This window comes from Photorhabdus sp. S10-54, assembly GCF_963878145.1.
GTDB classification, from domain to species: Bacteria; Pseudomonadota; Gammaproteobacteria; order Enterobacterales; family Enterobacteriaceae; genus Photorhabdus; species Photorhabdus kayaii.
Map to the genome: position 1 here is coordinate 1 of NZ_CAWNXG010000050.1, position 24221 is coordinate 24221.

General features: G+C 41.2%; 23 protein-coding genes and 3 pseudogenes. 12 read left to right on the top strand and 14 right to left on the bottom strand.

Annotation, left to right across the window (positions count from 1 at the left end):
* A pseudogene (locus tag AACQ83_RS19995) lies at nt 1-623 on the bottom strand (IS982 family transposase); the annotation flags it as partial.
* A gap of 379 nt (nt 624-1002) precedes the next feature.
* Here AACQ83_RS19995 and AACQ83_RS20000 point away from each other — a divergent pair.
* Nucleotides 1003-1344 carry a hypothetical protein gene (locus AACQ83_RS20000; protein WP_240000867.1) on the top strand — a complete coding sequence of 114 codons (342 nt, stop codon included), beginning with the start codon at nt 1003-1005 and terminating at the stop codon, nt 1342-1344.
* A gap of 94 nt (nt 1345-1438) precedes the next feature.
* Here AACQ83_RS20000 and AACQ83_RS24720 read toward each other — a convergent pair.
* From AACQ83_RS24720 to AACQ83_RS20020, 4 genes and pseudogenes are all read right to left on the bottom strand, one after another.
* Nucleotides 1439-1609: pseudogene (locus AACQ83_RS24720) on the bottom strand (transposase); the annotation flags it as partial.
* 30 nt (nt 1610-1639) lie between these two features.
* Nucleotides 1640-3091: a PTS N-acetylmuramic acid transporter subunit IIBC gene (gene murP, locus AACQ83_RS20010; RefSeq protein WP_112879335.1), complete on the bottom strand. Its 1452-nt coding sequence runs from the start codon at nt 3089-3091 to the stop codon at nt 1640-1642.
* A gap of 30 nt (nt 3092-3121) precedes the next feature.
* Nucleotides 3122-4027, bottom strand: coding sequence for an N-acetylmuramic acid 6-phosphate etherase (gene murQ / locus AACQ83_RS20015; protein WP_112879336.1), 906 nt, complete (start codon nt 4025-4027; stop codon nt 3122-3124).
* A gap of 702 nt (nt 4028-4729) precedes the next feature.
* Nucleotides 4730-5209 carry an Hcp family type VI secretion system effector gene (locus AACQ83_RS20020; RefSeq protein WP_112879337.1) on the bottom strand — a complete coding sequence of 160 codons (480 nt, stop codon included), beginning with the start codon at nt 5207-5209 and terminating at the stop codon, nt 4730-4732.
* Nucleotides 5210-5457: 248 nt separating this feature from the next.
* Between AACQ83_RS20020 and AACQ83_RS20025 the strand changes: the two genes are divergently transcribed.
* The 7 genes and pseudogenes from AACQ83_RS20025 (at nt 5458) to AACQ83_RS20055 (ending at nt 9567) form a co-directional block, all read left to right on the top strand.
* Complete coding sequence (locus AACQ83_RS20025; protein WP_088373465.1) at nt 5458-5664, top strand: hypothetical protein; 207 nt, start codon at nt 5458-5460, stop codon at nt 5662-5664.
* Between the two features lie 74 nt (nt 5665-5738).
* Complete coding sequence (locus tag AACQ83_RS20030) at nt 5739-6569, top strand: hypothetical protein (RefSeq protein ID WP_112879359.1); 831 nt, start codon at nt 5739-5741, stop codon at nt 6567-6569.
* Nucleotides 6559-6957 carry a DUF1240 domain-containing protein gene (locus AACQ83_RS20035; protein ID WP_112879338.1) on the top strand — a complete coding sequence of 133 codons (399 nt, stop codon included), beginning with the start codon at nt 6559-6561 and terminating at the stop codon, nt 6955-6957. Before AACQ83_RS20030 ends, AACQ83_RS20035 begins: the two co-directional genes overlap by 11 nt.
* 35 nt (nt 6958-6992) lie before the next feature.
* Entirely contained in the window at nt 6993-7388 is a 396-nt protein-coding gene (locus tag AACQ83_RS20040) for a DUF1240 domain-containing protein (RefSeq protein ID WP_112879339.1), read from the top strand.
* Nucleotides 7389-7424: 36 nt separating this feature from the next.
* Nucleotides 7425-7826: pseudogene (locus tag AACQ83_RS20045) on the top strand (DUF1240 domain-containing protein).
* A gap of 195 nt (nt 7827-8021) precedes the next feature.
* Entirely contained in the window at nt 8022-8243 is a 222-nt protein-coding gene (locus AACQ83_RS20050; RefSeq protein WP_339366771.1) for a DUF1240 domain-containing protein, read from the top strand.
* Between the two features lie 433 nt (nt 8244-8676).
* On the top strand, nt 8677-9567 hold the full coding sequence (locus AACQ83_RS20055; RefSeq protein ID WP_112879340.1) for a LysR family transcriptional regulator: 891 nt from the start codon (nt 8677-8679) through the stop codon (nt 9565-9567).
* A gap of 411 nt (nt 9568-9978) precedes the next feature.
* On the opposite strand, the gene AACQ83_RS20060 is transcribed toward AACQ83_RS20055, so the two are convergent.
* The 8 genes from AACQ83_RS20060 to AACQ83_RS20095 all read right to left on the bottom strand — a co-directional run bounded on the left by AACQ83_RS20060 (nt 9979) and on the right by AACQ83_RS20095 (nt 18070).
* On the bottom strand, nt 9979-11370 hold the full coding sequence (locus tag AACQ83_RS20060) for an FKBP-type peptidyl-prolyl cis-trans isomerase N-terminal domain-containing protein (RefSeq protein ID WP_112879341.1): 1392 nt from the start codon (nt 11368-11370) through the stop codon (nt 9979-9981).
* A complete protein-coding gene (locus AACQ83_RS20065; RefSeq protein WP_146747921.1) occupies nt 11367-11906 on the bottom strand; it encodes a hypothetical protein in 540 nt (179 codons plus the stop codon). Before AACQ83_RS20065 ends, AACQ83_RS20060 begins: the two co-directional genes overlap by 4 nt.
* A gap of 32 nt (nt 11907-11938) precedes the next feature.
* Nucleotides 11939-12769, bottom strand: a complete 831-nt coding sequence (locus tag AACQ83_RS20070) for an MrpH family fimbial adhesin (protein ID WP_112879343.1) — start codon at nt 12767-12769, stop codon at nt 11939-11941.
* 12 nt (nt 12770-12781) lie between these two features.
* Nucleotides 12782-13378, bottom strand: coding sequence for a fimbrial protein (locus tag AACQ83_RS20075; RefSeq protein ID WP_112879344.1), 597 nt, complete (start codon nt 13376-13378; stop codon nt 12782-12784).
* 42 nt (nt 13379-13420) lie between these two features.
* Nucleotides 13421-14176, bottom strand: coding sequence for a fimbria/pilus periplasmic chaperone (locus AACQ83_RS20080; RefSeq protein ID WP_146747922.1), 756 nt, complete (start codon nt 14174-14176; stop codon nt 13421-13423).
* Between the two features lie 43 nt (nt 14177-14219).
* The gene (locus AACQ83_RS20085; RefSeq protein ID WP_240000868.1) at nt 14220-16778 is read right to left on the bottom strand and encodes an outer membrane usher protein; all 2559 of its coding nucleotides are present in this window, start codon (nt 16776-16778) and stop codon (nt 14220-14222) included.
* Nucleotides 16778-17344, bottom strand: a complete 567-nt coding sequence (locus AACQ83_RS20090) for a fimbrial protein (protein WP_112879345.1) — start codon at nt 17342-17344, stop codon at nt 16778-16780. Before AACQ83_RS20090 ends, AACQ83_RS20085 begins: the two co-directional genes overlap by 1 nt.
* Before the next feature lie 159 nt (nt 17345-17503).
* Nucleotides 17504-18070, bottom strand: coding sequence for a fimbrial protein (locus AACQ83_RS20095; RefSeq protein ID WP_112879346.1), 567 nt, complete (start codon nt 18068-18070; stop codon nt 17504-17506).
* Between the two features lie 683 nt (nt 18071-18753).
* Between AACQ83_RS20095 and AACQ83_RS20100 the strand changes: the two genes are divergently transcribed.
* Nucleotides 18754-19326: a tyrosine-type DNA invertase gene (locus AACQ83_RS20100; protein ID WP_112879347.1), complete on the top strand. Its 573-nt coding sequence runs from the start codon at nt 18754-18756 to the stop codon at nt 19324-19326.
* 207 nt (nt 19327-19533) lie between these two features.
* Here the strand turns inward: AACQ83_RS20100 and AACQ83_RS20105 are convergent, their stop codons facing one another.
* A complete protein-coding gene (locus AACQ83_RS20105) occupies nt 19534-21459 on the bottom strand; it encodes an ABC transporter ATP-binding protein (protein WP_112879348.1) in 1926 nt (641 codons plus the stop codon).
* Between the two features lie 122 nt (nt 21460-21581).
* Between AACQ83_RS20105 and kefG the strand changes: the two genes are divergently transcribed.
* The 3 genes from kefG to AACQ83_RS20120 are packed head-to-tail and all read left to right on the top strand — an operon-like array spanning nt 21582 to nt 24168.
* Complete coding sequence (gene kefG, locus AACQ83_RS20110) at nt 21582-22133, top strand: glutathione-regulated potassium-efflux system ancillary protein KefG (RefSeq protein ID WP_112879349.1); 552 nt, start codon at nt 21582-21584, stop codon at nt 22131-22133.
* A 3-nt stretch (nt 22134-22136) separates the two neighbouring features.
* On the top strand, nt 22137-23981 hold the full coding sequence (kefB, locus tag AACQ83_RS20115; protein WP_112879350.1) for a glutathione-regulated potassium-efflux system protein KefB: 1845 nt from the start codon (nt 22137-22139) through the stop codon (nt 23979-23981).
* Nucleotides 23965-24168, top strand: coding sequence for a YheV family putative zinc ribbon protein (locus tag AACQ83_RS20120; protein WP_036813523.1), 204 nt, complete (start codon nt 23965-23967; stop codon nt 24166-24168). Before kefB ends, AACQ83_RS20120 begins: the two co-directional genes overlap by 17 nt.
* The last annotated feature ends 53 nt before the right edge of the window (nt 24169-24221 follow it).

The following is a 24221-nucleotide window of genomic DNA, read 5'->3' on the forward strand; positions in this document are numbered from 1 at the left end:
TCCCTTCTGCCTCCAGTTCATCACTTAAAGCTTGTGATAAATACCCTTTGTCGCCATACAGATGTCCTGTTAATCCTTTTACCCATTCCTTAACCGGATGGCGATCATCTGTATTTCCCGGCGTTAATTTGACAGACAAAAGTTCCCCACAATCATTAATGACCAAATGAAGTTTAAAACCATAAAACCACCCCATACTGGTTTTCCCCCCGTTGTGCTACCCCCTCAAAAACCTTATTTCGGGGAATACGAAGATTATGGCAAACGGCGATTTTGGTGGAGTCGATAAAAGCAATGCCTTGTGATTTTTCTTTGCGTGAAGAAAGAAAAGCGCACAACGGGATAATCGCTTTTTTCTTCAAGGTTATTATTCGGTTGTCACTGACCAGATGGGGGAAATCAGCCTTAAGATACTGTTGCACATGCTCAATATAAAACGCTTTGAAATGACGATAGTGGCTCATGTGAAATAAAATGAGGAGCGTCATGATTTCACTCAGTGACAGGGAAGCTGCGCGATGGCGTTTAAGCCGGTTATTCTCGATGAGCTGTTGTTCCCAAAGCGGAATAAATTTTTGGCAAAAATCATCGACGCAGCAGTCAAGTTCTTCTAAAGTAATCATAGCCTGAGGATCTCCACGATTTTGTTTTCTATACAAAAACTTTGATCGTGCCTCAGGCTCTTAGTTCCTTTTTTCTTTCCTTTCTTAAGCAGAGTTCAGGTTAATTACGTTAACTCCAACATTGAAATGTTTTCACCAAAGCAAGATACCCAGTTTCACCATGTGATATTCAAAAGAAAAAGATAATGAACGTATATAATAAAATAGTACCAAACGAATTTGATGTGCCATTATTGGTATATGGCAATGGCTTTATTTTACGGCCATTAAGCCCGAAATACGCCAATATCGACTATGAAGCCGTAATGAAGAGCCGACCGATTTTAAAAGATATCTTTTCTGACGACTGGCAGATGATATCAAAAGTTGGGAAGATAACTTGCGTTATATCGAAGAAGATTATAGCGATTTCCAACAACGAATTGGCTTCTCTTATATTATTCTTGATCCTTCGGAATCTCATTGCCTTGGGTGTGTATATATATTCCCCTCACTTTTTGAGGGATATGATGTAGCTATTTACTACTGGTTACATATTAATATCCTGAATTCAGCACTTGCTTATGAAATAGAAACTTTCATTCGTAAGTGGGTGCAAGAACATTGGTGCATACCACACCCTGCTTATCCTGGGCGAGACATACCTTGGCCTGAGTGGCTGCAACGAGAAAGGAAGACTTTTGCTGGCACTATTGCAAATAGCACAGATGTCAGCAAATAGTTATATTTAACCCCATCATCTTGGGGTTTCTTGGAAAAACGAGCAATGCTGTATGCTAGCGAAACCGATATCAACTAAACAATCACCTACTTAAAGTAGCAACTTTCTTTAATATCCTGATTTCAAAGGATTCGCATGTCTGACGTATTAACTCACGTACTCAGCTTGCGACTTCTCCTGTCAGCACCTTGCATCTGTATTTCGTTACCCACACCAAATAGTATTCAATCTGAAATAACGTGTGGCTGTCATATCTATAATCCATGTTGCACCTCCGGCACAACATAGTACATCATCAGGTTAAATCGACATTTTTACTGCCAAATAGCAAAGTCATTACAAAACCACTGATATAAGCAACCACTAGCCCGGCGGTGTACACTGTCATTCCGACAAAAATACCGCTGTTCGAGGTCATCAGTGGCAGTGCTACCAATCCAGATGGACCAAAAACCGTATTCAACCCGACAGGTAATCCCAAATAGGCGACCAAACCGATAAAGAAACCGCCGGCGGCGCCGCCCAAACAGGCGGTAATAAAGGGCCTGATTCGCGGCAATGTTACCCCATAAATCAAAGGTTCACCAATACCGAGCAGACCTGGAATAATGGCGCCTTTTATTTGCGTACGCAGCAGAGAGTCTTTTTTCGCTTTGACATACAGTGCCAGCGCTGCACCAACCTGTCCGCCGCCCGCCATTGCAAGAATTGGGAACAGAGAATTAAAGCCTTGTGCCTCCATTAGTGCGAAATAGACGGGAACAAACCCTTGGTGAATACCAAACATAACAGCGAGTAAAAATAGCCCAGCCAATATCGCCGTGCCAAAAGGATTGCCGTTAAGGTGAAGGAATAACCATGACATGCCGCTGAACAGATAACTCCCCAGCGGCATGATAAAGATAAAGGCAATGGCTCCCATGATTAGCAGAGTAATAGCCGAAGTGAGGATCATATCGAGGTTATCCGGGATAATCTTACGAACTTGCCGTTCTACCCATGCTCCCAAAATAGCGGCGATAAGAACGCCGATAATATTGCCGCGCGGATCGATGCTATAACCAAAGAAAGTAGCAATACCGGAATAGAAACCGCTGGTGGCATCCGGGTTATAACTGAGTACAAACAGTGAAGCAATAATGGCGCCATTTATTCCTGAGCCGCCAAATGCTTTTTGCGCGTTATAACCGATTAGAATACTCAGAAAGCTGAACATGCCTTTACTGAAAACTTTCATATAGCCGATGATTTCAACCAAAATGGTATTAGGGTGTTCAACACCCTGAATAGCTATCTGTTCAAGTAAAGTAGCAAAGCCGAGAAGCAGACCAACGGCAATAAAACCGGGGATCAATGGCGTAAAAATGGTAGCGAATTTGGTCAGGAATTTGTGTACCGCACTCACCTGTTTCTCTTTAAGTTGCTTTTTATTGGCAGAAGCAATATCGGTTAAATCAGTGCCGCTTGGTTTTGATTGTTCTGTATGGGGAGAAGAAGTTAGCAATTCATTCATTATTTCAGCCGCAGCTAGAGCCTTTCCCGGTCCAAGCACAATCTGCAACTGATCGTCGTTTTCGACAATACCTAACACATTGGGGATCTGTTTTAACCTGGTTTTATCCACTTGCGTATAATCATGCAATGTCAATCGCAGACGGGTCATACAGTTGCCGCATTGCGCTACATTATCTGCATTGCCGATAGCTTTAAGGATCTGGGCAATGACTGTCTGATTAATTTTAGCCATCTTCTTACTCCTTCTCAGCAGAGGAAGTGGTTACCGAACGGCTGAGATCGTCGGTCGAATAAAACCGTGATGTTTTTCCAGTAAAGCCTTTGCTTGTTGAGCATTGACGCCCGCCAGAATCATCACAATGGCGGTTTTACAATGTCCATCACATTCAGCCAGTGCCTGCTCCGCTCGTTCACGGTTACATTCTGCGGCGGCCATAACAATATTTTTCTGCCTTTCAACCAGTTTGGCATTCGTCGCTTCTACGTCCACCATCAGGTTGCCATAAACTTTACCTGTACGGATCATGGCGCCGGTGGTCAGCATATTCAGAATTAGCTTTTGGGCTGTACCGGCTTTCATTCGTGATGAACCTGTGACGATTTCTGGCCCAACTATCGGTGTAATGGCGATATCGGCTGCTTGTGTCATCGGGCTTTCCGGGTTGCAACTAATGCAGACAACGGTGGCGCCAACGGATTTCGCATACGCCATTGCACCCAAAACATAAGGTGTACGGCCGCTGGCGGCAATGCCAACCAATACATCTTTTGAGTTAAAGTTTAGCGCTTGAAGATCATTTGCGCCCAGTTGTTGGTTATCTTCTGCATTCTCAACCGCATGTAGAATGGCCTGATGTCCTCCGGCAATCAATCCAACCACTTGTTCTGGTTTGGCGCCATAAGTGGGTGGGCACTCACTGGCATCCAAAATCCCTAACCGGCCCGATGTACCGGCCCCGATATAAATTAAACGGCCTCCCTGACGAAATGCTTCGACAATTTTGTCTACCGTTTCAGCGATTTTCGGCAAAGTTTGCTCTACAGCCAGTGCGACTTTTTTGTCTTCATCGTTAATCAGTTTTAGCATTTCAAGGGTTGGCAGAGTATCAATGTTGGCACTAGCTGAATTGCGACTTTCGGTAACTATATTGTTGAGATTGATTTTCATATTGTTTTTCTGATGGAATATTCTTGAAATGATAAATAGTTATTTACTCTTCTTTGTCATAAAGAGCAAATTTGGTCAGTGTTTCGATAAAAGCGATAGCTTTGTGAATGCATTTTATAGGTTGTAGAGCAAAAAGGGTTATAAATCGGGAAAGATGGTATATACCCGTCATCTTTCAAGTTGCCTCTTTGTTGGCTGCGCTTACTCACCCCGGTCACATAGTTATCTATGCTCCCGGGGATTCGCTCCCTTGCCGCCGCGATGCATCTTGAAATCTATAGGGTATAGTTTCTGAATTTATTGAAATAATGAATTAGGATATTAATATGAATGAAAAAAGAAGGGTTTTTAGTAAGGCATGGTTCAAGGATCTTTTTTTATATGGATTAAAGATCTTTTGTCGGACACAATTCCCTTTATGGTGATTATAGCTTGGTCGGCTATGGCCGCAGGTTGTTTTCCAGATATGTGGGGTCGATTGACATTATTGGGTATTTTTGTTGTTACCATTTTTGTTTTTTGGCGTATTAGTAAGAGTTAAGCATATATATTTGTATATATCCGTCATCTTTCAAGTTGCCTCTTTGTTGGCTGCACTTACTCACCCCGGTCACATAGTTATCTATGCTCCCGGGGACTCGCTCCCTTGCCGTCGCGATGCATCTTGAAATCTATAGGGTATATGCTTAACTCGGTTTATTTTCAATAAACTCTATCATCCCATATACTATAAGCAGATGTGCCGGCGGTTATATGATTCCAGGATATAGATCTATATTTGAGAAAGACTTTTTCGTATGGCATCATTTCATTATTGTTTATTGAATTCGGGTAGACGCAAGAAATGTCAACAATACTCGCTTCTATTAATTTGACCTCATAGAAAAGTTCTAACTGTCCAGCGAGATTTGTTCTGTAAAAGAAGAAAATCGCATTCAGTAGTTCGTTTGAAGATATTGCGGCTGCTAACAGCGGGGATGATTTATCTATTGGCTTGATAAATTGTATCGGGTGATGAGCGACATTTTTTTCGCGAGTTATCGTGTGATTTAAATTCAATACCTGTATTTGATCTTCGTGCCCCTTTTGGTATCGGTTTCCTATAGAGTCTAGCATTGAACAACCGGCAGAAATTAAACCTTGTTTCTTACCCTCTAAAGATAAATAAATTATATGTGACATAAGTAATTACCATGCAAATTCTTTAATTGAATTACCTAAGACTGTATGTTTAGGCGGTGAAAGTACGACCTTAACACTAAAATATAAAGAAATTAATAGTTCAATGTTGAATTTTTTTCTTTAAGGATAGTAATAGTGATATAAAAAAAACGGGCTTGAAATTTTTTGCTATTATATAGTCGACATGGCTATTTTTTATGTAATATAGTGCTACATCCGAGCTTTTAATTGTTAATAGGGTTAGCCGTATGAACGATAGAGATAGAGAACAGTTATTACAACAACTCACGGACGTATTAATGAATAGTCCGTTAATCCCAGAAGAAAAATTGGCAATGATGATGATGCAGTGTTTTAACCTATTGCTGTCAACGCAAGCCTGTGCGATCGACATGAAGATTTCAGATGGCCGGGTTCTTTCACTCAAATTGGAAACTCCGGCGGTTAAACACTAATGCGATGATTTTAAGAATATGGAAAGGGCTTCACAATGACATATAAAAAGTACAACCCCTCTTGGGAGGGCTGTATGGGGGATTTCCTGAGAGGTCATGTTGGGACTAACCAATTAAAACCTCAGCATGAATTCTTTGATGCTATTGGTCTCGAAAAGCAGCTAAGGGAGAATACAACCTATATTGCGCTACTCTCGTTAGATGAAGCGAAAGATGTTCTGGAAGATATTGATTCGCCAAAACCCAAAAGTCCATTTATAAAGAAAATATTTGAGATTACCGATCCCATATCGCCATATGCAGGTAACATACATGATTCTTTTGATCTTTTTAATGTTATAGGAGAATTTAAGAAATTAGGGATTAAAGCGACAGAGTATGTTGGTAAAGACGGGAATAGATATATCAAAATATCAGGTTATGCGGGAGTTAGGAAAATCATCACTGCTTCAAGATATAAAGCTTCTAACATGAAGGTGATATCTATGGGGATTGGGCAGCAAGGACTGAATAGTGGCATAGTTAAGGGAATGAAATTCAGTATATTCTTTTCCGCAGCTTATCGAACGGTTGAGCTTATATTTAAGGATGAATACACTCTGGTTGATTTCTTAGGTAATATTGCGGTAGATTTGGCTAAGACAGTAATAATAGCTTTTGTTTCTTGGGTTATTGGGTCTTTGATAGTAACTACGTTTTTGGCTGGTGCTAGCATAATTGCAGTGGCTGGTATTGTGTTTGGTATAGGTTTTGGAATGACATATGCACTTGATTCTTTGGATAAAAAGTTTAAAATTAGCGAAACTGTTATTAATTTAATTAGAAAAGAAATGGAGAGAAAACCAAGAGCTCCAGAAGCTGATCTTAACCAAATTTTTCATAATTGGGGGAGATATGGTAAATAATAAAATAATACGTATTATTTGCGCAATTTTTTCATTGGCTTTAATGTCGTTTTGTATGTTTATAGTAAGTGAAGATTTATTTTCGTTAATTTTAATGGATGAGAAAATAACATTTTCAGGTGGTGTTTCCATTTTCTTTTTTTCTTTTCCTTTAATTTCATATTATATTATTTTGGTTATCTTTATTAATATAACTGGTCGTTATCCAAAGAGTTACGATATTTTTAATAAATATTTTGGTTCGATAGCCATTATTTCATTTTTTTTAAGTTTTCCTACATCTTTATATGTGAATTATAAGTTAAAAAGTGATGGTTATTTAGTATGTTCAAGAATATCCTGGATGTCGCCGAATACCTATGTAAAAGATATTAAGCTATGTGACTGATATTTTTATTTAATTTATTCATGATTGGGGGCATTATGAGAAAAAAGGCTATACATATCATCTGTGCTCTTTTTATTTTCATTCTAACGTCATTCACTTTATTTTTAACAGGAGAAAATTTAATTTTTTTAATTAAAATGGATGAAAAAATAATATTCTCAGGTGGTGTTTTTATGATATTTTTTTCTTCTCCTTTGGTTTTTTATTATGTTATTTTTGTTGTTTTTGTTAATATAACTGGTCGTTATCCTAAGCATCATGATGGTTTTAACAAATATTTGGGGACGATAGCTATTGTTTCATTTTTTTTAGGTTTCCCTACATCTTTATATGTGAATTATAAGTTAAAAAGTGATGGTTATTTAATATGTCCAAGAATATCCTGGATGTCTCCAAATACCTATGTAAAAGATATTAAACTATGTGATTGATATCTTTAATTTAATTTATTCATGATTGGAGGTGTTATGGAAAACAAGAGAAAGATTATACATATCATCGGTGCTCTTGCTATTTTTATTTTAGCTTTATCCACTTTCTTCTTGACAGTGGGAAATATAATTTATTTAATTTAAATGGATGATAAAATAACATTTTCAGGTGGTGTTGTTATAATATTATTTTCTTATCCTTTGGTTTTATATTATATGGTTGCAGTTATTTCTGTCAGTATAACTGGTCGTTCTCCAAAGCATCATGATGGTTTTGTTAACTGTTTTGGGTCGATAGCCATTATTTCATTTTTTTTAAGTTTTCCTACATCTTTATATGTGAATTATAAGTTAAAAAGCGATGGTTATTTGGTGTGTCCAAGAATATCTTGGATGTCGCCGAATACTTATGTGAAAGATATTAAACTATGTGATTGATATGCTAAATATAGTCGTGGATAAAAAAAGAAAAATAATTCATATTATTTTGGCGATTTTTGTATTGTCCTTGGTATCTTTAGGTATGTTTGCTTCTGTTGATAGTCTACTTTCATTGATTACAATGGCTGAGATAATCTCTTTTTCCAATGGGATAATAATTGCGTTTTTTTCTTCCCGTTGGTTTTTTATTTCTTGATTTGTTCTATTTATTTAAATTTAACAGAGCGTGTCCCAAGGTATCATGATGCTTATGTTAAATATCTTGGTGTGATAGCTATTGTTGCGTTTTTTGTGAGTTTTCCTATATCTTTTTATGTGAATTATAAACTGAGAAGTGAGAATTACTTGATATGCCAAAAGATATCTTGGATGTCACCGAATAAATATGTAAAAGATATTAAGTTGTGTGATTGATATTAGTCTTATTGGTAGGGTGAGGCGAAAAATGAATCTAATATAGTCGTCCTAATTTTTATTTAAAAATGAGGGTTAATAGTTATATTTTAAAAATGATGTTTTCCAGATATATTTCGCTATCCTATATAGTAGCAAATACATGCCGCAGAATGCATAGGAGTTACTATAGGGAAAACACCTAAAAATCTGGAAATTTATTATCTTCTAACGCATTTAATTTAAATGAATTATTTAATCACTTATCTTAGAGAGCAGAAAGGAATTATGGTAAAAATAAATTATATCAACATTTTTATAATAAATTAATTGATCATCTTATAATTGTTGTTTAATCTCTATTTAATTAATTTCAGTTAAGTCTAAATGATTTAGTTCATTATTGAAATAATAACGTAAGAAAGTATGAAAGATAAACCTGAATGGTGGAGATATGGATATACGTAATCTCAAAGCTTTTATCGTGTTAGCTGAAACACTTAATTATCATAAGGCTTCTCAAATACTACATATTTCTCAACCTGCACTGACTAAGAAAGTTAATGCACTGGAAGCGGAATTTGGGGCTCTTTTGTTTTCCAGAGGACCAGGTGGTACTCGGTTGACTGATTTTGGACAAAAAACTTTTGAGAATGCTCAGAAATTACTGGGTCATTTTGAGCAATTTCAGATTCAGGTTAATCATGATTTGCAAGATGATGCGCCACATTACCTTTATGTTAGCTCTTGTTTTCCTATTTATGATTCTGGAAAAATGGAAGAGCGGATTTTTCTAGGTAGGAAGGAAAAAGCCGTGCTTGTGCTAATTACTGGTTTGACATTTGAGCAGCAAATGAATCTATTAAACTCTGGTTTATTACATATCGCCATTGTTCCTCTACCATTAACTTCATCACTTATGCCTAGAAAGATTTTTACTGAAAAACTCGTTTACCTTTTTAAAAAAGGCAGTGATTGGTTTCGGCATTTTACAGCATTAAGCGCTGAAATGGCATCGTTGTATCAGCTTATTGACATGGATGAGAATGATATACCAATTGATTTTACTGATGGCATTAACGCATTTTCTATTTATGATAATAGTATGAATTTAATGTTAAAAACGAATGATATTATGGTAATGATTGAGCTGATAATTAAACGCAATGGTTTTTCTTTAGTGCCGGAAAAAGTTATCCGCTCAATTCCATCACAATATTTGGATTTATTAGAAGTGTTAAAAACCGATATGGAGATTGATTTTGGTATCTTATGGAGTCCAGTTATCGATTATGAATTGATAAATGAAGCGGAGTTATTATCTTCTCTGATTGATAATGTATGAATGAGGGATCATAGCTTGGTATTTTTAATGTAAAATAAACCATTGCTAATTTAATGTTATTATATAGACGGGAGGAATAAATCAGATATCATAGTTGGTTATTTAAATATTACTATTAATAGTAAGTATTTTATAGGTTATAATCAATAATATTTTATCAATTCTCCAATGGTATAATTGGTTTGAAAGAATTAGAAGTTATTAATAGGGATTATCTCCTAGTATATGTAAAAATATCGCAATGTAGAAGGGGGGAATGTTGTTATTGATTATCTAACCTCTGGTTAAATAAGAATAATTTTGTTATGTCTGATAAATCTATCATTATTATGGGGGGATAAATCAGGTGAATATGAAATTGATGATGCCATGGGTAAATCCAAGATATAAGGATGTCAAAATAGTTTATTTTTACTGAGGTTTAATCCCCTTGAGGTGATAGACCAAGACCGTAAACGGGGTTACTCCTTTCGGCATCGGCAAGTTGCCATACACGACCTTAGCTAAAGCGTAGGCATCAACTTCTGCCTCTTCACCCAACAATGGAAGCGCCTCACGCACTACGGTTGGTATATCATCGTCAGCGGTAAGTGTCAGTGTCGGAATAGTGCTTAAAGTGGCGCCATCAACAATCTGCTCAGACAAAGCCAGCGAAACCGGTGCATCCTGATCCTTAATAGGGTGACCTTTCTTGACCACAAAGTACACCAAGCCATTGACTTTCTTTGCTGGCTTGCGTCCGGCAGTTTTCTTCGCAATCAGAGCTTCTCCCATCTTAACCTTGGCATTTACCTGTTTTTGTAATTGCTCCGCAAAGGTCAGGTAATATTTATCCATATCACTGCGTTTAAGCTGCATGCGATTGCGTAATCCATCAGTTAATCCGGCAGTCACTCGAACAGGATCTAGAGACAACCCACTGTCTGCATAACTGACCAGTGTCTCTTTTAGCCCCGAAGCCATCGCTTGGCCCACTACATAGTCACGCTTACGGTTATCGCTATCGAGCGGTACACGCACGGATTTACTGGCTTTTACCGCTCGATCATTAGCTTGCACTAGTTGATAACGAGTAGAAACCAATGCCGTCTCTAACTGCATTCGGGCAATGTTAGCTTCTCTGAACTGTTTACGCACGGCCTCTAACTGCGTTTGTGCTTCTTTGAACTGATGCTGCGTAGCCGTCAGCAGGGTCTGGTGGTCACTTAACTGTTTTTGTAACGTATCCTTCTGCTTCTGCACTTCTACCCTGACTGATTGGTGGTCAGATAGCTGCTTACGGCTCTTCTCTAGTTCAGTCTGGGAAGACTTCAACTCTGCGATACTATCGGTAAGTTGTCTCTTAAGTGAGGTAACCTGCTGAGCTTGGCGCAAAGCATCCTCAGTGGCACGGTTAGCGTCAGTCTGAGATTGAGCGGCTAACTTTGCTGTCAACGTCGTAAGCTTAAGGTTCAGCTTTTCCATCTGAGCCTTAAGCTTACGATTCTCTGCACGCAATACTTTACGGGCTGCTGCTTCGCTACCACCGGACGAGGCCCCCATACCAACAAGAATGGATGTTCCAACTGTATGTTTTGATGCACTTCTGTTTGAAGATGTCTCACCCGATTTGGACTGTTGCGCCATTAGTGTACTCAGACCATAATCAGAATTACTGGCGCTTTCCATCAAGCTATCCACCGAGAACGCGTCGCCAGGAGGGGTATAGTTTCCACTTTCTGCCGCACTCACAATATCAATCGTTCCCAAAAAACCAATTAACAACCAAGTACAGCGACGAAGATGCATTCGTATACAATTCATTGTGCATCTACCTGATTAATTAGTGCCAATGATAAGTCGTTCTTTATACGATAACACAAACTGGTAAGGGCATACTGATACTTAGGACGTACTAAGTCATTGATATCCTCACTGATCCCGTTAGCTACCGCCAAATATTGACTACCCGTACGGGCAATGCGATCAAACTCGGCTTTGTAGCGTGTGTATTTAGCGCCGCTGAACTGCTTCAATGCCTCCAACTCGCGAGTACATTGTGCCAGTTTGCCGGAATTGCTGTCAGCAGAGGGCTGCATAGTTCCGGCAAAACGACAATCACCGCTTCCAGATTCAGGGGGTAATGAAGAATGAACCAATGTCTTAGCGATTGACGATACTTTTATTTTACTTGATGTCGGAACTCTCTTTGGTGTGAGCTCTTGAGCACATCCTGTTAAAAGGAATGCGGCTGCTAATAGTAGGTAGAAATAACAACCATAAGATACAATGCAGTGCCTTGTTATTTTCCGAACCTGCAACATCACACATATACGTTTAAGAACAAACACGTTATTCACCTTATTACTCTCCAGCATCATTATCATCAAAACTAATTAAAAGCCATAATCACAATAACATCTCCCGAATAGGCACCTGCATCAACTTTACCCAATGATTGAAGTTTGGATGAAAAAGAAAATGAATAGAGATTATTTCCACTTACCGTTATTGGAACACCATTCCAAGCATTTGAGCCATTGATATCCACATCGGAGTAAAGTGTTTTTTCAGGATTTAAATAAATAAACTTTTCACCTGTTGAGGATTTTGTATATAAAGTCAGGTTAGCTGGCAATGTGCACTGCACATTTCCTGTTATTGTTTTCTTATTCCCGTTGAGATTTTCTTGCCCCAAATTGCCATGATCAATTACAGATGGCAAAGAAAGACTGCAAGATTGCTTGACTGATGGCACCTTGCCACAAACACTACCAGGCCACTGCTGTGCATCTGAACGATGTGGATCAGGTTGGTGTAGAATATAAAACAATCCTATACAATCTGCCTCAGGGGATCGCAAAAGGAACTCTGCTCGATATGGCAACGGAAATGCTTTTTTGTACTCCCTGGCTACCTCCTTCCTAGTCTTAAATTGAGAGATTCTAAGACAATGATTATCCAGTACACAGCTACCATACATCCCCGGGTTTACAGGGGCAATGCGATATTTCACATCTGGACCAACATAACAAAACACAGATTCGTAACATGGGTTTCGGTCGGTATCATTTTCCGTCCAGTCAACTACTTGTAGAACTACACGAGTGTCTGAACCGCTTTGGTACATATCAATAGGCGTAACAAAGGCTCCTGCATTTACCTCTATAAATGGAACACCAGCCAATGTCATGAAAAAAACAAGATAGAAAAAGCCCCTCATATTCCCTCCATTTCACTCATAGTCCAACATAAACGTCGAAATAGCCGAGAACTTACCAAATACTATTGAGTGATTTTTGATAGCAGAAGGCTCCCCTTGCACATAGGCTTTAAAGTCCAGCGTGGCATTGCCATTATTTAAACTATATTTTTTAATAGTCTTGTTTATCGAAATAGGTTCTCCAGCCAGAGACTCTATTCCAACCGCTGCCCCTGATGCTTGACTTCCCGGTTGAAAAGCCAAAAGCCCAGGAAGCTCATTATTTTCCTTACCTAGAAATTTTATATTCACCTCCTGAGCCTTTGTCACATCACAGTTTATGAGGTGAATTGAAAACGCTTTACTATGACTACGTTGATTTTGATAAAGGTGCTTTCCGAATACCGTACCGAAGTCTACGGTGATTGCATCATCTCCAGGCTGGATATCACAAGCTTCTCTAAGCACATTAACTTTTATACGAACAATGGATTCAAATTTATCCTTCGCATCACACTCTGAGCTTATCGAAAGCAAGAACAACAACGCTATAAGAACATGTAATCGGTTACACCGACACAAGGACGGTATCAGTCCATCTCGATCTAGTTTTATTAGGATGGTGTTCATACATGTCTCCTTTACTAAGTTATCCCAATTTCAGCAAACATCTCAACCGGCTTTACTACTTTTCACGGTACAAGTGCCACCACTACAACCAAACACTAATTTTGGCCGACCACCGAAATCATTGATGAAAATCAGTACAGGGCTGTTACCCATTGCTGACGCACTGCCACCCAACACAGCACTGCCTTTTGGTGGGATCATCATCGGATTAAAACCGGATACCGCTGCCCCGTTTAGGCTGGATGACGCTGATGCAATGGTCACGTAGTACGGCGTCGGATTGTTAACCACATAGTGATCCCCTTGTCGAGTCATCGTCAATTTCTCCTGATAAGGATTTTCGTGGTCTGTTCGGCCAGCAGTAATAGCCTTTGGCCGATAAAACAGTTTGATACGTGTTTGCAGCGCAATCTGCAATGTGTTGGGTTTGTTGGACTTCGGCGGAATTTCCCGGAGGTTGAAATAGAACAGCGTCTCTTTATCCTGAGACAACATGTTGATGCCCTGAGTGACTTGCAACTTCACTTGGCTTTTGGCTCCTGGCTCTACTCTCTGAAGTGGCGGTAGCGCAGTCAGTGGATTGTTAATCTTGTTGCCATGTTCGTCCTCAATCCAAGCCTGTGCAAGATAGGGCAACTCTTTATTCTGGTTACTGATACTAAGGCTCATTGATCTATCTTCCCCATTAAACACCGCGCGGGTGCGATCGAGGGCAATAGCTGCATTAGCCTGCTGAATAGCCAGAATACCTGCTAACATGACAGCAGAAGCTGCTATGTTTTTTTTATTCATTGTCATACTCATGCGGTTGTACTTATCTTTAGGCAACATTTCCACTGATTCACTCCACACTTTTATTAATCTTCTGGAAAGAACCACCAATCCCTTTAACATGCCGACAAGGTAACAACAGATTATTCATCAAGTTGGCGAGAAGAGATTTCGGCAATGTGATGAGACACTGTATGCGACCATTCCAATGCACACTCATGTTCTCGCCAGGATTAATGCCGGTTAACCACACACTTCCTTCATCATTCACGATGCCAGTTTGCACTTCACGGTCGTTCATCACGACAGCGCCAAATGGAGGAACCGTACCGTCTGTCAACTTAATAATGGCCATTGCCTTCTCGCCGGCGATCATCCCAAACTTGCGATAACCAATAGCGCCTTCCGTTAGCGTGCCTTGTACCACCGAGCGAGTGGCATCCACGTTATCCGCCAGTTGGTTCACGTCCACATTAACGCTGCTGCGGTAGTAACTGTTGATATCACTCACCACCGCTTTACCAAAAACGTTGGTATGGGTCACACTGCCATAACCGCGTATTGGTACACCACCAATCCCATCAGCATCGATCATCATGCGTGTTCCCCCTATCATGTTGATACGGTGTAGCGCCGCCCCATCCACCGTCGCCGTTATTCCCCCCTGAAGTGACAGCCCCATAGCGCTATATTCACTTCCACGGAAATTGGCATTCGCTGTCAACTTAGCTATATCCCCCTCATGGGTGAAATAACCACTACCAATACTACGTCCGCCTTGACCGTTACCAACATTAATCCGATATGCATTGTTGTCATCGATACGGTCATAGTAACCCACAGTATTACTGCTATTACGGCTAAGCTGACCGTCATAGGTTATTGTGCTATTTTCACCCCACGGTACAGCTATACTCAGATACAAACCGTCATCATTAGTGTCGTTGTATTGAGTCCGATATGCCGTTAGGCTCAGGCTAATGTTTTTAAAACGTCCGATGTCGAAATAACGCGATAGTGACAGGTTATAAGTATCGTTGTTCGGACGGTCCCAGTAGGTCTGATGGCCGTAGTTCAGATAAACACTAAGCCCCATTTCCTTAAACTGTTTGTTAAACGTAATGGTATAGAACTCTTTACCTCTTCCATTATTGACACCGTAATAACGCGCCTCTAAATACTGCGACATGCTCATGAAGTTACGTTCTGAGAAACGGTAACCTGCAAATGTTATCTGGCTATCGTATTCATCAAAGCGTTTAGAATAGCTAACCCGATACGAGCCTCCTTGTTTGGTGTCATCATGCAGAAACTGAGCTCGCGACTGCGTCACATCAAATGACAATGCACCAAACGCGAGCAAGTCACGGCCGATACCGATAGCCAGAGCGTTATAGCCCCTGGCCAGCAAAGCTCCTCCGTACAGCGACCAACCGTTGTTCACCCCCCAAGAGAATTCTCCAGTTGCAAAGCCCGGCCCCTTACTGCGATGCTTAATGTCTGATGGTTTACCGGCGGCAATCTTGTAACGAACCATACCTGGACGTGTCAGATAGGGTACATTAGCGGTATTCACCTGGAAGGTCTGTACGCTGCCATCCTGCTCCTGTACCTTCACATCCAGCTTGCCATTCACCGCAGTATTCAGATCCTGAATACTGAAAGGACCTGCTGCCACCTGAGTTTCATAAATCACACGCCCTTGCTGACTGATGGTCACCTTGGCATTGGTTTTCGCCACTCCAGTCACTTCCGGCGCATAACCACGCAGGTTCGGTGGCAGCATGTTGTCGTCCGATATCAGACTGGCTCCGATGTAACGAAAACTGTCAAACATCCCAGAGTTGAGGTAGTCTTCCGCCAACGTCAGTTTGGCACGCAGAGCGGCTATCACACGGTAGGCATAGTAGCGGCCCCACTCCCAGCTTTGCTGGGCGCTTCCTACCTGCCCCGTCGTATGGCTGTACTGCACCTGCCAATCGGCCCGCAGACGCCAAGGTCCCAAGTTGGCCCCAACTGTTCCGTTACCGCTCAAAGATTGCGCTTGGCTGCCTGCACCTGACTGATTTGTCACTTGTGCATTGACGCTGTAGTCAAATAACATACCGGAGATCCCATTGTCCCAACGTGACGGCGGATCCCAGTTTTCCACGGTATATTCTAAGTAAGCCTGCGGCATGCTGATGTATAGTGCCCCAGCGCCCAAGTCACCTCGAACTTCCATACCTTTCAGAGAAGCTATTTCTAGGCACTGGCCGTTATGCCACCAAGTAAGCTGACGGACTGCATCCGCTTTAAGTCCCAGTTGATCAACCATCTTTAGCGTCAGGCACGCTTCACTGCCTTTCGGATCATGATCAGGAGCAATGAACTGTACCGTCTGCTCGGGCAATTCGTTTTTATTCAAGCGTAATACCATCTGGTAGCTACCTTGCATAATGTAGCCAGCCTGGGAAAACTGACTTAAGTCAATACGCGCCCGATCCTTGACATCAAGAACATCCGTGTTGAATTCCACCCTATCGGCAGCCTTGACCACCTGCATGCCACAAAGAGCCAACAAGATACACAGTGCCACCGAGCTATCCCTCGCTCCACAAAGTAGCGATGGCATGGCGGGTCCTTTCATCAGAAATAATCCAGTTTGAAACGTATCATGGTGTGGAGGGCCTCGGCGCGTAACACTTGGTGAGCTGTTACCAGACGTAAAGTATAATCCAGCCGCATTGAGCTTATTTGCAGATCCTCTACAGGCATTGGTTTGCCCGGCACGACTACCGCTCCTGTACTGTCCGATATCTGTAATCCCACACCACTCGCCTCACCATTCATGCTAAACAAGTCGTTACGAGCAGCCGTACCATCAAAAGTCACTCGAAAGTGTGACCTGCTCAGGCGATTCAGTAATACGGGAGTCAACAGACAATTAATCAACTGTATACTTAAAAGCCGTACCGGCTCGTGACCACCGCGGATAATTTGTCCGACCAAAATAGATGATATGTCGATGGTCTGATCTTGATTGCCCAAAGCAATTGTACACGGTGTATCAATGATGGAGCCTTGCATGTTGACGCGGCCATGCTCTTGGCTGATAGCCATTGCCATAAATGACAATATCAGACTGGCTAGCACTAACAACGTCAGCAGGGAAGGCAACATCTTAGAACAGGTTGGATGGCTAAGAAGAGTCATCTCGCTCCCCAAAATTCGGTTTACCGGCAAATTCATTTCCCTAATCTTGTAGGGACCCCTCTTTCCCGCTGTTTCCCCTGTCAGCCTGAAGGCTAGGCCACAGCGGGAAAGAGAAACAGATAGACTTTCCAACGTACAGAAAGGCTTCTTTCACCACCTTTATTGGTAAGCCAGAGTGAAGTTAGCCACAGCGGTGAAATCACCAGGAACGATAGTCGCAGAAGCCCCGTCACCTTGTAAGAAAGCAGCGAAGTGCATGGTCGAATCGGAACCATCGGTGATGATTGTGGGTGAACTCTGTTGTCCCAGTTTGATAAGTTTGGCGTTATCGTTGGTGATACCAATAGCCGCACCAGAGGCCGAACCAACAATTGCCAATAGGTCCTTATTCACAGAAGATGGTGTCCCAGAGAAAGTCGCCGTTACAATCTTCTTTTCCAAGCCGTTAGCATCACAGTCTAGTAAACGGATATTAAAAGGAACCGGCGTGGACTTACCACCTCCTGCCAGTGCTTTGTTGGAAATCTGCCCAAGCTTCACAGTCTGATCGTCATCACCGGGGTGGATGGAACAAGGCGCATCAATAATAGAACCTTCAAAAGTCACTTTTCCTTGGCCTTGGTTAGTATTTTTAGTACTGGCGGGCGGCTTGGTCTGCGCATTGACAGAACCTGCTGTTAGGGTTACACCCAATCCGAGAGCCATAACTAATGTATTCAATTTCATGTGAATTAATTCCTTAACTTAAGGATAAAACCATACAAAAGTAGCAGTGTGGAACTTCAGCTCCTACACCAGATATCCAATGCAAAAAGGGTCTTAAAATCTCATATCAACATTTTTTAAAACCAAACAAAATGCACCAAACTGTTTTGTTTAGTTATAAATATTAAAATAGATAATATTTTGGAATTAATATCCAAAAAAAGACATTAATTTAAACTTATAAACTTTCTAATTGATTGATATCTGATTAAGTTCAAACAAATCAACTGATTTTTTACAAAATAATATTGATAAAATATTAAAAGTAATAAAAATATTTTAAAAAAACTATATATTACAAATAGTTATATGTTGTTAGTCTGGAGAAGCATAAAAGTTGACCTAGGTGATAGTTTTGTGTAAAACTATTAACAGTTTGGTGCATTCTGTTTAGTTTTTTGTTGTAAAATAGTTTCTTAATTTTTAATAAAAATTCTACATCCTGATATTTTCTGTCAAAAAATCACTGTTCAATGATATATATGATTTTATATTTATATATAAAAAAATTTATTTCTTTCTTATGATAAATAAATGAAATTTTAGAGTAGTAATTCCATAAAATCTCTATTAATTGATATAGTTCTTTGGATTAATATTCTCTATCAGTAACTATATGCCCAAATCTCACAGGAACTATTTTCATGAAGAAGCGTAAGTTCTTAACCAGATATGAAATTGATGCGATTTTAGAAAAAGCACGTCAGGGGCGTCATGCTGAGCGGGATTATTGCATGTTACTCATGTGTTTTATTCATGGGTTTAGAGTCAGTGAGCTATGTCATCTGACACTATCCGATCTTGATCTTAGTTCGGGAATTATTCACGTAAGGCGATTAAAAGGGGGACTATCAACAACACATCCATTGGTGCCAGAAGAACTTAATGCGTTAAATCAATGGATTAATATCCGTAAGAGCTGGAGAGAATCAGACACATCGTGGGTTTTTTTATCACAAAAATCAGGTGCGATTTCACGCTATCAGGTTTATAGTTTGTTAAAACGTTATGGTAGACAAGCATTAGTCGATATTTCACCTCATCCACATATGTTAAGACATGCCTGCGGCTATGCTCTTGCTGATTTGGGAAGAGATACACGCCTTATTCAGGATTATCTCGGTCACCGCAATATATCTCATACTGTTATTTACACAGCAAGCAATGTAAAACGGTTCTCCAATATATGGGAAATTCCTTCAAAAGGACTCAGTTAGTACCTTCTTTCTATAAAATGTGTTGTGATATGAGAAATTATTTCTTTTACAACAAAAAAATATCATCTGATGATAATGATGAATATCATAGGATACTGATTTTTTTATTTATTATAATTGCTTTTTAATTTATTTAGTTATCGAAAAATAAAGCGGATTATTTCTTTCCGCTTTATTTTTTTATTGAATGATAATTTGTAAAATCATTTACCCTTCAAATTGTTGCGTTATTTTTTCAAGTTGTTCCTGAATTTCCATCCATGATAATTCAATTTCTTCCAGTTTTGATTTGGTCTGATTTTGTTTTTGCAGATGTTCAGTTAATTCGACTTTACGGCTGCTATCATAGATAGCGCTGTCTAAAAGTTGATTTTCTAGTACAACCAATTCGCCACCCAGTTTCTCCATCTGGTTTTCAAGATTAGTCAGTTGTTTACGCAATGGCTGCGTTTGGTTACGGAAGTCAGCTTGACGCCGTTTTTGATCTTTTCTTTCCTGAGCACTTTGGCTGGATGTCTCTTTTTCCTTATCGTTGTTTTCACGTATTTGCTGATTTTGTTGACGTTGTTGATCTATCAGCCATTGTTGATAATCTTCCAAATCGCCATTGAACGATTCTACCCGGCCATCATGAACCAGATACAACTCATCTGTTGTTGAACGTAATAGATGTCGGTCGTGAGAAACCACAACCAATGCACCGTCAAAGTCGATCAAAGCTTCTGTCAGTGCCTGACGCATATCCAGGTCGAGGTGGTTCGTTGGTTCATCAAGTAACAGGAGGTTAGGGCGTTGCCAGACCATTAATGCCAAAACTAAACGTGCTTTTTCTCCCCCGGAAAAACGCCCACTTGGGTCAGTCACTTGATCGCCTTTGAAACCAAAGCCGCCCAGATAATCTCTAAGTTGTTGTTCTGTTTCTTGTGGCGCAATGCGGACTAAATGCTGTAATGGTGATTCATCAGCACGTAAATATTCCAGTTGATGTTGGGCGAAATACCCCAGTTTGATCCCTTTAGCTAATTCTACGGTTCCACTCTGAGATTGCAGTTCGCCAGCCAATAGTTTAATCAACGTGGATTTACCCGCGCCATTACGGCCAAGCAGGCCAATGCGGGAGCCGGGAACCAGATTCAGTTTGATGGAATTTAAAACGGTCCGTTCGCCGTAGCCTGCGCTTACTTTTTCCATTTTCAGGAGTGGGTTTGGCAGACTTTCCGGTTTACGGAAACTGAAATGAAATGGGTTATCAACATGGGCAGGAGCGATTAATTCCATCCGCTCCAGCATCTTGATACGGCTCTGAGCTTGTTTGGCTTTGCTGGCCTTGGCACGGAAACGGTCAATATAACTTTGCAGATGGGCAACTTTCTCTTGCTGACTTTTATAAAGGGCCTGTTGTTGCGCCAGTTTGGTAGTGCGCTGGCGCTCGAAAGATGAGTAGTTGCCGCTGTACTCAAACAGAGATTGTTGTTCTATATGGAGGATCTTATCGGCAATCGGGTCGAGAAAATCCCGATCATGGGAGATAAGGATTAATGTTCCAGGGTAGCTTTTCAGCCATTTTTCCAACCAGATAACCGCATCCAGATCAAGATGGTTAGTGGGTTCATCAAGCAACAGCAAATCAGAACGGCAGAGTAGTGCCTGAGCCAGATTGAGGCGCATGCGCCATCCACCGGAAAATGCACGTACAGGTTGATCAAGTTGCTCTTGAGAGAAACCTAAACCGTGCAGTAGACTTGATGCTCTTGAACGGATCGTCCAGGCTTGAATCGTGTCTAATTGACCATGCAGATGAGCAATCAGATTACCGTCATTTTTTTCATTGGCTATCCGCAGTTGTTGTTCCAGTTGACGGAATTCACGATCACCATCAATGACATATTCCAGAGCGGGTATTTCCAGTGCCGGCGTTTCCTGATTCACCCAGGAAAGTGCCCAGTTACTGGGAAAAGTGAATGTGCCTGTTTCAGCCTGAAGCTCATTTTTTAATAGTGCAAGTAGGGTAGATTTACCACAGCCATTTTTCCCTACCAGACCAACTTTCTGCCCGGGATTGATAGTGGCGCTGGCATTGTCCAGCAGAACACGAGTTCCGCGACGAATTTGTAATGAAGAGAAAACAATCATAAGTATCGTTTGTATAGAATATGTTAAATTAGTAATAACAGATAGTAAGCGTCTTATTTTATAACTTTCGTATGCATGGTAACGGAAAATACGTGTCCTGACACGTTCTTGAGGAGGGAACGATGTTACAGCCGCCTAAAGTCCTGCTGCTGTATGCCCATCCTGAGCCACAGGATTCAGTAGCAAATCGTGTTTTGTTACAACCTGTGCAGGGTTTAGAGCATGTTACGGTCCACGACTTATATGGAGCTTATCCAGACTTTTTTATTGATGTTCATCATGAGCAACAGCTACTTCGAGAGCATCAGGTGATTGTCTTTCAACACCCACTGTATACCTACAGTTGTCCAGCTTTATTAAAGGAGTGGATGGATCGTGTGCTGACTCGGGGGTTTGCCAGTGGTATTACCGGGTTGGCATTACAGGGAAAATATTGGCGTTCAGTGATTACTACTGGGGAGCCGGAAGGCACTTTCCAGGCTGATGGGTATAATCTCTATTCAATGGAAGAGATCCTTCGTCCTTTTGAACTCACCGCGGCGATGTGCCGTATGCATTGGTTATCACCCATTATTATTTATTGGGCACGCCGTCGAAAACCTGAGCTTCTTGCCATCCATGCTAATGCTTATCGTGAGTGGCTCAAATCGCCATTATCATTAGGAGGGCTATAAGTTATGGAGCATTCAGCGCAATTGAGCGCCGGTGTATTGTTTTTATTTGCTGCCGTTGTAGCAGTGCCACTCGCACAGAAATGCAAGATTGGGGCAGTATTAGGTTATTTGTTGGCAGGGATTGTCTTGGGTCCGTGGGGGTTGAGTTTTATCAGGGATGTTGATGATATTCTTCATTTCTCGGAGTTAGGGATTGTTTTTCTGATGTTTATCATCGGCCTTGAACTTAACCCCGCTAAACTCTGGCAACTCAGACGATCTATTTTTGGTGTCGGTGCGGCTCAGGTTATTTTCACGGCGAGTGTGCTGGCTGTGTTGTTATATCTGACCGATTTTTCATGGCAAGCGGCGGTTATTGGTGGTATCGGTATGGCGATGTCCTCAACGGCAATGGCCCTGCAACTCATGAAAGAGAAGGGCATGAACCGCAATGAAGGCGGGCAGCTTGGTTTCTCGGTTTTGCTATTTCAAGATATGGCGGTGATCCCGGCTTTGGCATTGATTCCGTTGTTGGCAGGTGGAACAGCCTCCGGTGACTGGTATCGAATAGCGTTAAAAATTGCTGCTTTTGCTGGCATGTTGCTCGGTGGCCGTTATCTGTTACGTCCGTTGTTTCGTTTGGTCGTCAGAGCTGGAGTACGTGAGTTATTTACTGCGGCGGCGTTACTGGTGGTACTCAGCTCAGCGCTATTTATGGAAGCGCTCGGTTTTTCTATGGCGCTCGGAACCTTTATCGCCGGAGTATTACTGGCAGATAGTGAATACCGCCATGAACTGGAAATCTCCATAGAACCGTTCAAAGGATTGCTGTTGGGGTTGTTTTTTATTTCGGTCGGTATGTCTCTGAATCTAGGGGTATTACTGATACATATGTCCGAAGTACTACTTGGTGTGCTGGCTTTGGTGATTGTGAAAGGCATTGTTTTGTATCTTATCGCAATGAGTGCTGGCTTACGGGGTGCATCCTGCTTGCAATTTTCTGGCGTACTCAGCCAGGGGGGAGAATTCGCCTTTGTTCTGTTTTCTGCTGCACTGAGCCGGAATGTGCTCAATAGTGGGCAGATGGCTTTGTTGCTGGTCGTGGTGACGATATCGATGATGACAACGCCGCTTGTCATGCAATTGATAGATGCTATTCTGGCACGCCGTTATAATGCCAAAGATGAGACAGATGAACAGCCCTTTGTAGAAAATGATGATCCGCAGGTGATTTTAGTGGGTTTTGGCCGGTTCGGACAGGTAATCGGTCGTCTTCTAATGGTGAATAAAATCCGTATAACGGTGTTAGAACGCGATGTCAGTGCTGTGAGTACTATGCGGCGTTATGGCTATAAAGTTTATTATGGCGATGCGGCTGAATTGGAGCTGCTACGTTCGGCAGGCGCGGAGAAAGCCAAAGCGATAGTCATCACCTGTAATGAGCCGGAAGATACCATGATGATCGTTCATTTATGCCAGAAACATTTCCCTAATCTGCATATTATGGCGCGAGCCAGAGGACGCCTGGAAGCGCATGAACTGCTACAAAATGGAATAGAAAATTTCACCCGTGAAACTTTCTCCAGTGCCTTGGATCTGGGGCGTAAAACCTTAGTCGAATTGGGAATGCATCCGCATAAAGCTAATCGAGCAAAACAACATTTCCAGCGGTTAGATATGCGGATGCTAAGAGAACTTATGCCGCAGCTACAGGGTGATGTGGCTCACATATCTCGTATAAAAGAGGCGCGACGGGAACTGGAAGAGCTATTCGAACGGGAAATGCTGAATGAACGTCGCCAACCGGATGGTTGGAATGAGCATGAATACATGAATAATAGCGGAGCAAATCATGTCAGTAAGCCGTAAGAGATTTATTGCCGGTGCTGTCTGCCCAGAATGTCACTCTCAGGACACGCTGGCAATGTGGCAAGAAGATCAGGTGGATGTGGTGGAATGTGTCCATTGTGGTCACCAACAACGCCAGACTGATGAGAAAGTGACCTCTCATGTCAGAAAGCAGGAGCAGGTTATTGGTATTTTTACCCCACAATAATTATGTGAATATTAGCGCGAGTGAGTACAGAGACTGAAAATTCCGCTACAATC

Coding starts and splice junctions, on each gene's coding strand:
- AACQ83_RS20105 (WP_112879348.1), bottom strand. CDS start 21,459: ATGATTGTTTTCTCTTCATTACAAATTCGTCGCGGAACTCGTGTTCTG.
- AACQ83_RS20025 (WP_088373465.1), top strand. CDS start 5,458: ATGAACGATAGAGATAGAGAACAGTTATTACAACAACTCACGGACGTA.
- AACQ83_RS20020 (WP_112879337.1), bottom strand. CDS start 5,209: ATGTCACATATAATTTATTTATCTTTAGAGGGTAAGAAACAAGGTTTA.
- AACQ83_RS20095 (WP_112879346.1), bottom strand. CDS start 18,070: ATGAAATTGAATACATTAGTTATGGCTCTCGGATTGGGTGTAACCCTA.
- AACQ83_RS20075 (WP_112879344.1), bottom strand. CDS start 13,378: ATGAACACCATCCTAATAAAACTAGATCGAGATGGACTGATACCGTCC.
- AACQ83_RS20100 (WP_112879347.1), top strand. CDS start 18,754: ATGAAGAAGCGTAAGTTCTTAACCAGATATGAAATTGATGCGATTTTA.
- AACQ83_RS20030 (WP_112879359.1), top strand. CDS start 5,739: ATGGGGGATTTCCTGAGAGGTCATGTTGGGACTAACCAATTAAAACCT.
- AACQ83_RS20120 (WP_036813523.1), top strand. CDS start 23,965: ATGTCAGTAAGCCGTAAGAGATTTATTGCCGGTGCTGTCTGCCCAGAA.
- AACQ83_RS20060 (WP_112879341.1), bottom strand. CDS start 11,370: ATGAATTGTATACGAATGCATCTTCGTCGCTGTACTTGGTTGTTAATT.
- murP (WP_112879335.1), bottom strand. CDS start 3,091: ATGGCTAAAATTAATCAGACAGTCATTGCCCAGATCCTTAAAGCTATC.
- AACQ83_RS20035 (WP_112879338.1), top strand. CDS start 6,559: ATGGTAAATAATAAAATAATACGTATTATTTGCGCAATTTTTTCATTG.
- AACQ83_RS20090 (WP_112879345.1), bottom strand. CDS start 17,344: ATGACTCTTCTTAGCCATCCAACCTGTTCTAAGATGTTGCCTTCCCTG.
- kefG (WP_112879349.1), top strand. CDS start 21,582: ATGTTACAGCCGCCTAAAGTCCTGCTGCTGTATGCCCATCCTGAGCCA.
- AACQ83_RS20070 (WP_112879343.1), bottom strand. CDS start 12,769: ATGAGGGGCTTTTTCTATCTTGTTTTTTTCATGACATTGGCTGGTGTT.
- AACQ83_RS20040 (WP_112879339.1), top strand. CDS start 6,993: ATGAGAAAAAAGGCTATACATATCATCTGTGCTCTTTTTATTTTCATT.
- AACQ83_RS20085 (WP_240000868.1), bottom strand. CDS start 16,778: ATGAAAGGACCCGCCATGCCATCGCTACTTTGTGGAGCGAGGGATAGC.
- murQ (WP_112879336.1), bottom strand. CDS start 4,027: ATGAAAATCAATCTCAACAATATAGTTACCGAAAGTCGCAATTCAGCT.
- kefB (WP_112879350.1), top strand. CDS start 22,137: ATGGAGCATTCAGCGCAATTGAGCGCCGGTGTATTGTTTTTATTTGCT.
- AACQ83_RS20080 (WP_146747922.1), bottom strand. CDS start 14,176: ATGACAATGAATAAAAAAAACATAGCAGCTTCTGCTGTCATGTTAGCA.
- AACQ83_RS20055 (WP_112879340.1), top strand. CDS start 8,677: ATGGATATACGTAATCTCAAAGCTTTTATCGTGTTAGCTGAAACACTT.